The following is a 12310-nucleotide window of genomic DNA, read 5'->3' on the forward strand; positions in this document are numbered from 1 at the left end:
TGCTCAAAGGCACGTCAGGCTACGGCAGATTGCATAACGCTCCGGCTTGCTTGCACATAAACCAGACCTATCTGGCCCGTCTGGCGCCGTCAGCGTTCGGGGCGATGGACGTCGTGCGCGACGAAGGCTTGCTGCTCGCTGGGACGATCCAGCACCCCGGGCTGCGCCAGTGTGCGGCGGATGTCGGTCAGACCGGAGCGCCAGTGCTCGCGCATGGCCTCGGTGCTGAACTCGTAATCCTTGGAATGCCGCTCGTAATGCTTGGCCTCGTAAATGAGGTTGACGATATTGACGGCGGGGGTGCAGGCCTCGGCCCGCAGCTCGGCCAGCTCGGGGCTGTTGCGCTCGGCCTCGGGCAAGCGCTCGAGCAGCGCTTGCAGGCCCCGCCGCAAGCGCAGGACCTGGGCGAAGGTGTCGGTCACGGTCCGGGTGCGGCTGGAGTACTGGATGTCCTTCTGCCTTTCGGCCACCTCGTCCATCGTCGTGGGCAGCTCGCCCCGCGCGGGCCAGAGATCCACCTGAAAAGCCAGGGTATCGCGCAAGGGCGAGTCCGACAGCACCTTGGCCAGCGGGGTGTTCGACACCATGCCGCCGTCCCAGTAGTAGCGGCCATCGACCTCGACGGCCGGGAAACCGGGCGGCAGCGCGCCGGAGGCCATCACATGCTGCGGGCCCAGCTCGCAATCGCGGCTGTCGAAATAATTGAAATTGCCGCTGCGCACATTGACCGCCCCGAAACTGGCGCGCACGCCGCTGCGATTGAGCAGGTCGAAGTCGACGAAACGGCGCAGGGTGTCGGCCAGGGGCGCGGTGTCGTAAAAGCTGGTCGAAGCCTGCCCGGCGTTGCGCAGCAGATAGGGCGAGGGGTAGCGCGGCGTGAAAAACCCGGGCTGTCCATGCCAGACGGCGTTGAGCGCGGCCAGATGGCTATTGACCTCGGGCGAGCCGAAGCCAAAGGGCAGGCCCTGGAACATCGGCGCCCAGACCTCTCCCCAAGGCAGGCTGGAAAAGCCGGTCGGCCGGCAAATCGCCTCCCAGAATCCGCGCAGCCTTTCCACACGCTCCTCTTCGGGTGAGCCCGCGATGATGGCGGCATTGATGGAGCCGATGGAGATGCCCGACACCCAGTTGGGCCGGATGCCAGCCTCGTGCAAGCCTTCGTAGACCCCGGCCTGATAGGCGCCCAGCGCGCCCCCGCCCTGCAACACCAGGGCGACGGTGTCATAGGCGGACGACGGGCGCCGGGCCTTGCCGCGCGGACCTGCCCCCGCTGGACGCTGTTTCGCCATGGCCGGTCCGCAGCGGCCTTAGCGGGTTGCCGGCGCGCGGGCGCCAGCAACGAAGGGATACTGCTGGAAGATCAGCGCCACGGCGGCGTCGACCCGCTGCTGGCTCTCCGCCCAATTGGGCTCCGAGACCTCGCCGGTCACCACCCCCTCCCAGACCAGCTGCTTGCGCCGGCGGTCCACCAGATCCACATTGAGCGTGCCCTGGGTGTATTGATAGACGTCGTCGCCCCAGCCATACCCGGGCCAACCGCCGTAGAACCCGCCGCGGTAGGCGTAATAAGGCATGGGCGGCGTGGCCGCCGGAATGATCTGCACTTTCTCTTCGAGCTTGGCGCTGAAATTGACCTGCAAGTCCGGCTGCGTTTCATCGTAGACATAGCCGCGGCGCTGCATCTCGCCACGCACCGCGCTCTTGAGCCGTTCGGTCAGCAGGCTGCTGTAGCCTGCCTTGTCCGTGCCGAGTGGGGAGAGAAAGCCGTAGCTGTGATACTGGGCGAAATCGACCTTGTGGTCATAATCACTGCGCACGATGGGTTTGGACGCGCAGCCAGCCAGCGCTACCGCCACGCCGACCACGCACAACATCCGGGGTATTGCCTGCATCATATTCTCCGCGTCATACGCAAACTGAGCGGAATCGATCTTGCCCGGAATACGAACAACTTGCAATAAACTCCCAGACACTCCTTTTGCCGGAAGTCAACGCATGGCCCCCTCCCCCGACCTGCAACTCGATGGCTCCCTCTGGCTGCGCAGCGGCGAACAGACCTGGGGCGGCGCCCAGCGCATCGCCTTGCTGGCCCAGATCGGGGCCACCGGGTCCATTGCGGCCGCCGCGCGCGCGGTCGGGATGAGCTATAAGGGGGCTTGGGACGCCATCGATGCCATGAACAACCTGGCCGGCGTCTGCCTGGTGGAACGCGCCACCGGCGGCAAGGGGGGCGGCAGCAGCCGGCTGACCGAGCCGGCGCAGACGCTGATCGCCAGATTCAAGCTGCTGCAGGATGAGCATCAGCGCTTCGTGCAGCATTTGGCCAATCAGGGCCTGGCAGGTGATCTCGATCTCATGAGGCGTTTCATGCTGAAAACCAGTGCACGTAATCGACTGCTGGGCAAGGTGGCCGACGTACGGCCCGGCGCGGTCAATGACGAAATCCGTATTGCCATTGCCGGCGGCCATATTCTGCGCGCCACGATCACCCGCGAAAGCACCGCCGAACTGGCGCTGCGCCCGGAGCGCGAGGTGATTGCCCTCATCAAGGCTTCCGCCGTGCTGGTCGGGCTGCCAGGCAGCGGCATGCGGCTGTCCGCCGACAATCAACTGCCCGGCGTGGTCGCCCAGTTGCGCCCGGGCGCGGTCAATGATGAGGTCATCATCGATCTGGAAGGCGGCGGCACCCTGGTGGCCATCATCACGCACGATAGCGCGCAAAGCCTGGCCCTGGCCGAAGGCAGCGCGGTGCACGCCATCTTCAGCGCTTCGAACGTCATTCTGGGCGTGATGGACTGATCAACCCGCTGCGGCCGGCCGCAAGTCGCCGGCGATCCGCCCGTCGCGTACTTCAAACACCACATCGCCCAGCGCATCGATGTCGGCCGGGTCGTGGGTGATGAGGATCATGGGCACCGCCAGGCCATCGAGCAGATTGCGCAGCTCCTGCCGCATCTTGCCGCGCAGCTGCGCGTCCAGCGCGGAAAACGGCTCGTCCAGCAAGATAAGCTCGGGTTCGGCCGCCAGGGCGCGCGCCAGTGCCGTGCGCTGCTTCTGGCCGCCCGAAATCTGCCCGGGGTAGCTGTTGACGATCGCGCCCAGTTCGAAAGCATCGATCCAGCGCTGCGCCTGGGCGGGCACGCTGCGCCGCCGCGGATTGCACCAGCCCGAACGCAGGGCGAAGGCCACGTTCTGCCCCACCGTCAGGTGCGGAAACAGGGCGTAATCCTGAAACAGATAGGCCACGCGCCGCTGCTGCGTGGGCAGAAAAACCTGGCGCTCGCCGTCGTAGAAGACCCGGCCATTGACCGCGATATGGCCGGAGTCCGGACGCAGCAGGCCGGCCACGGCACGCAGCGTCAGGCTTTTGCCCGCGCCGGAAGGCCCGAACAACACCACCCGCCGAGACGCCGTGCGCAAGCGCACGTCCAGATCGAAGCGCCGGTCGTCCGCCTGCATGATCTTGCGCAACGCGATATCGATCATGCCATCCCCTTGCGGCGCGGCACCAGGCGGCTGGCCAGCAGCAAGGCCGCCACACAGGTCACCGAAGTGATCAGCACCAGCAGATTGGCCGTGCCGTCATCGCCCGCCTGCACGGCCTCGTAAATGGCGATGGACAGCGTCTGGGTACGGCCGGGCAGATTGCCCGCCACCATCAGCGTGGCGCCGAACTCGCCCAGCGCGCGCGCAAAGGCCAGTAGGACACCGGCCATGATGCCGCGCAGGGCCAGCGGCAGCGTGACGCGAAAAAATACCGAGGACTCGCGCAGACCCAGCACACGCGCGGCCGACTCCAGTTGCGGGTCGACCTGCTCGAAGGCCGTGCGCGCGCCCTTGAGCACCAGTGGGAAAGCCACCACCGCCGCGGCGATGACCGCGCCCTGCCAGGTGAACACCAGTTCGATGCCCCAGCCTGCCAGCGTCTGGCCCAGCACGCCGCGGCGGCCCAGAAGGACCAGCAGGTAATAACCCAGCACGGTAGGCGGCAGCACCATGGGCAGCGTCAGGATCGAATCAATCAGCTCGCGCGCGGGCGAGCGCCAGCGCGCGAGCCAGAAGCCCATGGCCGTGCCACTCACCGCGCTGATCACCGTCGCCCAACCCGCCACTTTGAGCGACAGCAGCAAAGGGACCCATACCGGGTCGGTCATGCCCTAGCCTTTAAGGTTTCTTGAAACCGTAGCGAGCCAGGATGGCCTGCCCCTCGGGCGAACGCGCGTAGTCGATGAACGACTTGGCGGCTTCCTGGTTGGCATCGCGCGTCGTGATGGCGATCGGGTAGGTGATCGACTGCGGCGTCGGCACGATCTCGACCACTTTGACCTTGTCGGGCATGACGGCCGCATCGGTGGCGAACACGAAGCCGGCATCGACCTCGCCCCGGGCCACGTAATCCAGGCTCTGGCGCACATTCTGCGCCGGCACGCCCTTGGCCGAGACGGCATCCCACAGGCCCTGCTTCTCGAGCGCAGCCTGGGTGTAACGGCCCACCGGCACCGAAGCGGGGTTGCCGTAGGCCACGCGCTTGACCTTGTCGGTCTTCAGATCCGCCGTGCTCTTGACCGGGGAGTCGCCGGTCGCCGGCACGATCAGGACCAGCGCATTGGCGGCGAAATTGACCCGCGTATCGGGCCGCACGGCCTTGCTTTGTTCGGCGCGGTCCATGGCGGTCTGGTCGGCCGAGGCAAACACATCGGTCGGGGCGCCCTGCTCGATCTGGCGCAGCAGCACGTCCGAGGCCGCGAAATTCATGACGACTTTATTGCCGGGATGCTTGGCCTCATAGGCCTGACCCAGCTCTTTGAAGGCATTGGTCAGGCTGGAGGCGGCGGAGACGGTCAGGTCGGCGGCCTGCGCGGTGGCCGAGGCAAAGACTGCGGCCAAGGCCGCGAAGATCAACTTATTGCGGATGTGCATGGTCTACCCCTGGTAGCGGGCGCGACAGCGCCGTGGTTGCGAAATATACCCAGCTATATAACGAGAGTCAAAAACGGGGCCGCGCTCAGGCGGCCCCGGCAATCAGCCCAGCAGCAAGGCGTCGTCGGCCAGTTTTTCGCCGCGCACGCGCTCGAACATCGCCAGCAGATCGGGCACGTCCATGCCCTTGCGGGCATCGCCGCTGACATCGAGCACGACCTGCCCCTGATGCAGCATCACCGTGCGCTGGCCGACATCGAGAGCCTGCCGCATGCTGTGCGTCACCATCATGGTCGTCAGGTTATTCTCGGCCACGATGCGCGCGGTCAGTTGGAGCACAAAATCCGCCGTGCGCGGGTCCAGCGCCGCCGTGTGCTCATCGAGCAGCAGAATGCGCGAAGGCTGCAAAGCGGCCATCAGCAGGCTGACCGCCTGCCGCTGCCCCCCTGACAACAGGCCGATGCGGTCGCTCAGACGGTTCTCCAATCCGAGACCCAGCGTGGCCAGGCGCTCACGGAAATGCGCCCGCATCGAAGCCTTGACGGCGCGGCTCAGGCCACGCCGCTCGCCCCGGCAATGCGCCAGCGCCATGTTCTCTTCGATGGTGAGGTCTTCACAGGTGCCGGCCATGGGATCCTGAAAAACCCGCGCCACCTGCGCCGCGCGCGCCCACACCGGCTGGCGCGTCACGTCGACATCGTTGATGAGGATGCTGCCGGTGTCAATGGGCAGGTCGCCCGACACGGCGTTGAGAAACGTCGACTTGCCCGCCCCATTGGAGCCGATCACGGTGACGAATTGCCCCGTGGGGATATCCAGCGACAAACCGCGCAAGGCGCGGGTCTCGATGGGGGTGCCGGCATTGAACGTGATGAAAATATCTTTTGCGCGCAGCATATCAACGCCCCTTCTTGCCGAGCAGGCGGCGCTTCAACATGGGTATGACCAAGGCAATCGTCACCAGCACCGCCGTCACCAGGTTCAGATCCTGCGCTTGCAGGCCGATGAAATCGCTGTTGAGCGCCAGGGCGATGAAGAAGCGATAGACGATGGCGCCTATGATGACCGCCAGCGTCGCCAGGACGAGACGGCGCGAAGGCAGGATGCTCTCGCCCACGATCACCGCCGCCAGGCCGATCACGATGGTGCCTATGCCCATGGAGATATCCGCTCCGCCCTGGGTTTGCGCGAACAGCGCCCCAGCCAACCCGACGAGAGCGTTGGACAATGCCATACCGCCCAGGATCATGGCGCCGGTATTGACGCCCTGCGCGCGCGCCATGCGGCCGTTGGAGCCCGTCGCACGCATGGCCAGGCCGCTTTGCGTCGAGAAGTACCAATCCAGCAGCCACTTGGCCAGCAGCACCACCACCAGCAGAATGAGCGGCCGCGCCACATAGTCGCTGAGCCAGTCCGGCTGCAGCACGGTGAAAACGGTGGACTCGGTGATCAGCGGCACGTTGGGCCGGCCCATGATGCGCAAGTTTATCGAGTACAGCGCGATCATCATCAGAATGCTGGCCAGCAAATCCATGATGCGCAGGCGCACGTTGAGCCAACCGGTGATCAGGCCCGCGACCGCGCCGGCCGCCGTCGCCGCCAGCGTCGACGTGAAGGGATCGACGCCCATGGAGATGAGCGTGGCGGCCACGGCACCGCCCAAGGGAAAACTGCCGTCAACCGTCAGATCGGGAAAGCGCAGCAGGCGGAAGGAAATGAATACACCCAACGCAACCAGGCTGAAGATCAGGCCGATTTCCAGTGCGCCGAGCAAAGAGAACAAGGACATGAGACTCATGGCCGCGCGGGTCTTGTGAACCCGCGCAGCGTGTGAACAGAGGGTTCAGGGCCGCCCCCGTGGGCGGCCCCACAGGCACAGCTTACTTGATGACCTGGGCGGCAGACTTGACCAGCGCCTCGGGCAGGGTCACGCCCTGCTTGGCGGCTGCGCCCGGATTGACATAGAGCTCCAGCTTGGTGCTGGTCTCGGAGGGAATGGCGCCGGGTTTTTCGCCCTTGAGAATGCGCACGACGATCTTGCCGGTCTGCACACCGAGATCGCGGTAGTTGATGCCCAGGGCCGCAATGGCGCCGCGCTTGACGCTATCGGTGTCCGAAGCAATCAACGGGATCTTGGCGTCGTTGCCCACCTTGACCAGCGCCTCGTAGGCCGAGACCACGTTGTTGTCGGTGTTGGTGTAGATCACGTCCACTTTGCCGATCAGGCTGCGCGCGGCCGAAGCCACGTCCACCGTGCGCGGCGCGGCCGCTTCGACCAGGGTCATGCCGGACTTGGGCAGGAGCTCCTGCAATTGCTTGACCACCACGACGGAATTGGCTTCGCCCGGGTTGTAGACCATGCCCACGCGCTTGGCGTCAGGCACGACTTTCTTGATCAGCTCGATCTGTTTGTCCAGCGCCAGCAGATCCGACACGCCGGTGACATTGGTGCCCGAGGCGCCCATGCTGGGCACCAGCTGCGCGGCCACCGGATCGGTCACTGCCGAGTAAACCACCGGCACGTCCTTGGTGGCGGCCACCACGGCCTGCGCCGAGGGCGTGGCGATGGCCACGATGGCGTCGGGCTTGTCGCCGACGAACTTGCGGGCGATCTGGGCGGCGGTGCCGGTATTGCCCTGGGCGCTCTGGTACTGCCACTTGAGATTCTTATTGGCGTCATAGCCCGCTTGCTTGAGGGCCTCCTTGACGCCGTCACGCACCGAATCCAGCGCTGGATGCTCGACGATGGCGGTCACCGCCACCGACTTTTGCTGGGCCATCGCGGAACCGGCCGCCATGGCCAGCGCCAGCGCTCCCACGGTCAGAAAATGTTTTTTCCCGATCAGCATAGGAATGCTCCTTCCACCAGATTGATATGTTTGCTTGCGGTTGCTTCCCGGCCCGGCGCCATGGGCTTCTGACCCTTTTTACCAGTCCAGGAAACCCCGTAGTCTAACGTGCGGCCCCGGGCTTGTGGCGGGGCGGCGGCCACGGGATATCCCTGAAAGACCGTCCGAGCCCGGGGCCAGACCGATATACTGAATTGCTTCAGCGCCACTACTCCAAGGAAGCTCCATGCAGACTCGACCCTTGGGCCGTTCCGGCCTTGCCGTTCCTCCCATTGTCTTCGGCAGCAATGTGTTTGGCTGGACCGTGGACGAGGCGGGCACGTTCTCGCTGCTCGACGCCCTGGTCGATGCCGGTCTGAACTTCATCGACACCGCCGACGTCTACTCCCGCTGGGCAAGCGGCAATCAAGGCGGCGAGTCGGAAACCCTCATTGGCAAGTGGCTCAAGAAAACCGGCAAGCGGAACAAGATCGTGCTGGCCACCAAGGTCGGCATGGAAATGGCCCCCGATCGCCAGGGCCTGGCCCCGGCCTACATCCGCCAGGCCGTGGAGGACTCTCTGCGGCGCCTGCAGACCGACCATATCGACCTTTACCAGGCGCACCGCGATGACCCGGATACGCCCTTGGCCGATACCCTGGAAGCCTTTGCCGATCTGATTCAGGCAGGCAAGGTGCGTGTCATCGGCGCCTCCAATTACAGCGCCGCACGGCTGTCCGAAGCCCTGATCACCAGCGAACGCCTCGGCCTGCCGCGCTTTGAAAGCATCCAGCCCGAGTACAACCTCTATACCCGCGAACCCTTTGAGTCCGGACTGCAGGCGCTGGTGCAGGCCCAGGAAGTCGGCGTCATCAACTACTACGCCCTGGCCAGCGGATTCCTGTCAGGCAAGTATCGCCAAGCCTCGGATGCGGCCAAGAGTGTGCGCGGGGAAAAGATCGTGCAAGCCTATCTGGATGAGCGCGGCCACCGTATTCTGGCTGCGCTGGACGATGTGGCCGACGCCACCGGCGCGACCTTGGCCGAAGTCGCGTTGGCCTGGCAGATCGCCCAACCAGGCATCACCGCGCCGATCGCCAGCGCCACCACGCTGGAACAGTTGAGCGAATTGATCGGCGCGGCGCGTCTGCAATTGACGCGCGAAGAACTCGACCGCCTGAGCCAGGCCAGCGCCTGGCAATGATGCGGACAAGACAAAGGCCTCCGCGGAGGCCTTTGTTTTACTTGACGACGCCGCAGAGGATGCGTGCGCCCCCGCCTCCCAATGGCATGGGATGATCGCTGTGGTTGTCGCCGCCAGCGTGGATCATGAGGGCGTGGCCCTTGAGCTCGCTGGCCTTCAACCGCGGAGCCAGCACCGGATAATTGGCCTTGCCATCCGGCATTACGTAGAGGGCGGGCAGATCGCCTTTATGGCCGCTGTCGTCATACGGGCCTTTGTGCGAATTGCTTTTGTCCGGATCCCAATGACCGCCCGCGGCGCCGGCTGCCACCGGCTTGCCATCCGCGGTCGTGGCGTCGCAAGACGGCTTGTCATGCAGGTGAAAGCCATGCACGCCAGGGGGCAGGCCCTCCAGGATGGGCGTCAGCAAGGTGCCATACTTGGTCTGCTCGATCTTGATGGTGCCCACTTTCTGCTCCGGCCCATTGGGGCCGGCGGCATACATGTCGACGGTTTGCGCCGCCACGCTGCCGGCGCCGGCCAATAGGGCGGCGCACAGCGTCGATTGCACGAGGAATTTCATGGGCTAGCCTCCGGAAAGGAAAGACACGGCCGTGGCTTACGGCTAGGGGCAGTGTATCTGCCTGCGCCACGGCCGGGCAATGCGCTTGCCTTATCCAGACCCATTCGCTTTCCAACGCTAATCCAGCGTTACACCCGAGTCCTTGACCACCTTGGCCCAGCGGCCGATTTCACTATCGACATACGCGCCGAACTGCGCTCCGGTCAGGGTGGGCGTTGCCGAGCCATTGGCCAGCCAGATCTCCTTGATCTTGGGCTGATTCAACGCCTTGGTCACCTCGGCCGTCATCTTGTCAACGGCCTCCTTGGGCGTGCCTGCCGGCGCCCACAAGGCGTACCAGGTGGATACCTCGTAATTGGGCACCCCCGCCTCCCTGGCGGTCGGGACATCGGGGAAGGCCGGCGAACGCTCGGCCGAGGCCACGGCCAGCGGCACGATGCTGCCGGAGCGGATATGGTTGGCCGACGAGCCCAAACCGTCGAAAGCCATGTCCACCTGTCCACCGATGAGCGCCGAGAGCATGGGGCCCGCGCCTTGGTAGGGCACATCGACCAGCTTCACGCCGTTTTGCAGCGCGAACAGTTCGCCGGCCAGGTGATGGGTGCTGCCTTTGCCGGCGGTGCCGAAGTTGATTTCGCCGGAGTGCTGTTTGGCGTAGGCGATGAGTTCGGCCAGGGTTTTGACCGGCAGCTTCTGTTTGTTCACGACGATGACCTGCGGCGGCTGGGCCAGCAGGGCCACCGGCACGAAATCCTTCTGGATGTTGTAGCTCAGGCTCTTGTAGAGGGAAGGTGCCAGCGCGTGATGGGCGCCGCCCATGAAAAAGGTATAGCCGTCCGGCCTGGCCTTGGCCGCCACGCCCGCGCCGACGGTGCCGCCCGCGCCCCCTTTGTTGTCGATGACCACGCTCTGGCCCATCTGCATGCCCAGTTGCTGGGCCAGCGGACGGGCAAACGTATCCGTGCCGCCTCCTGCGGGGAAAGGCACGATGATGGTCACGGGACGTTCGGGCCATTGCGCCTGCGCACTAGGCGCGGCCACGCTGGCCAGCGCGGCACAAGCCGCGATGATGATGCGATGCTTCATGGGGTCTCCTCCTCGGGATTCATATTGCGGCTAGCCGCTACTGTTATGTCCGCGCGCCCGCAGGCACACGTCTGTCCACCACCACGAACTGCAAAACTACCGGGTCTGTGCCTGCTGCACCTCACGTTGAAAAATCAGTAACCGGGGGCCTGGCCCCCGGGCCATGCCTCACAAGCCTTGATAGGTCTCGCGCAATAGGTTCTTCTGCACTTTACCCATGGTGTTGCGCGGCAATTGATCGACGATGTGGATCCGCTTGGGCACCTTGAAATTGGCAATGCGCGCTTTGAGCGCCTGCTGCATGGCCTCGGCATCGAGTCGCGCCTGCGGCTTGGGCACCACCACGGCCACAACCGCCTCGCCGAAGTCAGGATGCGGCACGCCGATGACGGCCGACTCGGCCACGCCCGGCATGTCATCGATCACGCTTTCGATTTCCTTGGGGTAGACGTTGTAGCCGCCCGAGATGATCAGGTCCTTGCTGCGCCCGACGATGGACAGATACTCGGCCGGCACCTCGCGGCCGGCCGCCTGGCCGCCCCACCGGCCGACATCGCCGGTCTTGAACCAGCCATCGGCGGTGAACTCCTCGCGGGTCTTCTCCGGCATGCGCCAATAGCCGGCAAAGACATTGGGGCCGCGCACCTGAATGTTGCCGATCTCGCCGGGCGGCAGAATGAGGCCTTCGTCATCCACGACGCGCACCTGCACGTCGGGCAGGGCCCGGCCCACGGTGCCGCCCAGACGCTCGCCGCCCTCGTCCGCGTAGGGGTTGGAAGTCAGCATGACCGTTTCGCTCATGCCGTAGCGCTCGAGAATGGTGTGGCCGCTGCGCTCGCGGAAGTCGTTGAACGTCTCGGTCAGCAGCGGCGCCGAGCCGGAAATGAACAGGCGCATATTGGCGCACGTGTCGCGGCCGAACCTCGGGTCGCTGAGCAGGCGCACATAATAGGTCGGCACCCCCATCATCATCGTGCTCTGCGGCAAATAATGCAGCGCCTGATCCAGGTCCAGTTTCGGCAGCCAGATCATGCGCGCGCCGGCCAGCAAGGCGCCGTGTGAAGCGACGAACAGGCCGTGCACGTGGAAAATGGGCAGCATGTGCAACAGCACGTCGTCCTGACGCCAGCCCCAATAATCGTGAAGCACGCGCGCATTGGCGGCCAGATTGCCATGCGACAGCATGGCGCCCTTGCTGCGGCCGGTGGTGCCGGAGGTGTACAGGATGGCGGCCAGATCATCAGGTTTGCGCGCGACGGTGCGGAAGCGGCGCGGCATGCCGGCTGCGGCGCTCAGCAGCGTCCCGGTGCGATCGTCATCCAGCGTGAAGACATGCCGGGTGCCGGCGGCCTGCGCCGCGCGGCTGACCCACTCCAGATTGCCGCTGGCGCACACCACCACCGCCGGCTCGGCATTGTCGAGAAAGTACTGCACCTCCGATTCCCGGTAGGCCGTATTGAGCGGCAGATAGACATATCCGGCGCGCAAAGTGGCCAGATACAGCAACAACGCCTCGGGCGACTTCTCGACCTGAACGGCCACGCGCGCGCCCTTGGGCAACTTCAGGGAAGCAAGCAGATTGGCCAGGCAAGCGCTGGCCTGCTCGATGTCCTCCCAGGTGTATTTCAGTTCGGGCGTTTCCAAGGCGACCTTGCTGCGGTCCTTGGGAAAACCCGCCGCCAGGACGGCGTACAGATTGGCATTGCTCAC

The 12310-nt window shown here is 65.1% G+C and carries 13 protein-coding genes; 2 read left to right on the forward strand and 11 right to left on the reverse strand.

Translation table 11 applies throughout. The features are described from left to right. Positions 1 to 89: 89 nt before the first annotated feature. Together CAL22_RS14750 and CAL22_RS14755 are read right to left on the reverse strand one after the other, a co-directional pair. Positions 90 to 1289 (reverse strand): DUF3734 domain-containing protein, encoded by a 1200-nt coding sequence (locus CAL22_RS14750; protein ID WP_094814496.1) that lies wholly within the window; start codon positions 1287 to 1289, stop codon positions 90 to 92. An 18-nt stretch (positions 1290 to 1307) separates the two neighbouring features. Beyond that, positions 1308 to 1892, reverse strand: a complete 585-nt coding sequence (locus tag CAL22_RS14755) for a DUF4136 domain-containing protein (protein ID WP_208622043.1) — start codon at positions 1890 to 1892, stop codon at positions 1308 to 1310. Positions 1893 to 1995: 103 nt separating this feature from the next. Here CAL22_RS14755 and CAL22_RS14760 point away from each other — a divergent pair, with 103 nt between their 5' ends. Further along, the gene (locus tag CAL22_RS14760; RefSeq protein WP_094814500.1) at positions 1996 to 2799 is read left to right on the forward strand and encodes a TOBE domain-containing protein; all 804 of its coding nucleotides are present in this window, start codon (positions 1996 to 1998) and stop codon (positions 2797 to 2799) included. Here CAL22_RS14760 and CAL22_RS14765 read toward each other — a convergent pair whose 3' ends face one another. From CAL22_RS14765 to CAL22_RS14790, 6 genes are all read right to left on the reverse strand, one after another. After that, the gene (locus CAL22_RS14765) at positions 2800 to 3486 is read right to left on the reverse strand and encodes an ATP-binding cassette domain-containing protein (protein WP_094814502.1); all 687 of its coding nucleotides are present in this window, start codon (positions 3484 to 3486) and stop codon (positions 2800 to 2802) included. After that, positions 3483 to 4154, reverse strand: coding sequence for a molybdate ABC transporter permease subunit (gene modB, locus CAL22_RS14770; protein ID WP_094814504.1), 672 nt, complete (start codon positions 4152 to 4154; stop codon positions 3483 to 3485). Before modB ends, CAL22_RS14765 begins: the two co-directional genes overlap by 4 nt. A 10-nt stretch (positions 4155 to 4164) precedes the next feature. Further along, positions 4165 to 4920 carry a molybdate ABC transporter substrate-binding protein gene (gene modA, locus CAL22_RS14775; protein WP_094814506.1) on the reverse strand — a complete coding sequence of 252 codons (756 nt, stop codon included), beginning with the start codon at positions 4918 to 4920 and terminating at the stop codon, positions 4165 to 4167. Between the two features lie 102 nt (positions 4921 to 5022). Next, positions 5023 to 5817, reverse strand: a complete 795-nt coding sequence (locus tag CAL22_RS14780) for an ABC transporter ATP-binding protein (RefSeq protein ID WP_094814508.1) — start codon at positions 5815 to 5817, stop codon at positions 5023 to 5025. 1 nt (position 5818) lies between these two features. Further along, positions 5819 to 6709 (reverse strand): ABC transporter permease, encoded by an 891-nt coding sequence (locus CAL22_RS14785; RefSeq protein WP_094814510.1) that lies wholly within the window; start codon positions 6707 to 6709, stop codon positions 5819 to 5821. 91 nt (positions 6710 to 6800) lie between these two features. Continuing rightward, positions 6801 to 7769, reverse strand: a complete 969-nt coding sequence (locus tag CAL22_RS14790) for an ABC transporter substrate-binding protein (RefSeq protein WP_094814512.1) — start codon at positions 7767 to 7769, stop codon at positions 6801 to 6803. Positions 7770 to 7995: 226 nt separating this feature from the next. Between CAL22_RS14790 and CAL22_RS14795 the strand changes: the two genes are divergently transcribed. After that, positions 7996 to 8952, forward strand: a complete 957-nt coding sequence (locus CAL22_RS14795; protein ID WP_094814514.1) for an aldo/keto reductase — start codon at positions 7996 to 7998, stop codon at positions 8950 to 8952. Positions 8953 to 8989: 37 nt separating this feature from the next. Here the strand turns inward: CAL22_RS14795 and sodC are convergent, their stop codons facing one another. The 3 genes from sodC to CAL22_RS14810 form a co-directional block, all read right to left on the reverse strand. Beyond that, the gene (gene sodC / locus CAL22_RS14800; protein ID WP_094814516.1) at positions 8990 to 9514 is read right to left on the reverse strand and encodes a superoxide dismutase family protein; all 525 of its coding nucleotides are present in this window, start codon (positions 9512 to 9514) and stop codon (positions 8990 to 8992) included. A gap of 117 nt (positions 9515 to 9631) precedes the next feature. Then, a complete protein-coding gene (locus CAL22_RS14805; protein WP_094814518.1) occupies positions 9632 to 10600 on the reverse strand; it encodes a Bug family tripartite tricarboxylate transporter substrate binding protein in 969 nt (322 codons plus the stop codon). A gap of 168 nt (positions 10601 to 10768) precedes the next feature. Next, positions 10769 to 12310, reverse strand: coding sequence for a malonate--CoA ligase (locus CAL22_RS14810; protein WP_094814520.1), 1542 nt, complete (start codon positions 12308 to 12310; stop codon positions 10769 to 10771).

Origin of the sequence: Bordetella genomosp. 12 (genome assembly GCF_002261355.1) — a bacterium.
Lineage (GTDB): Bacteria > Pseudomonadota > Gammaproteobacteria > Burkholderiales > Burkholderiaceae_B > Bordetella.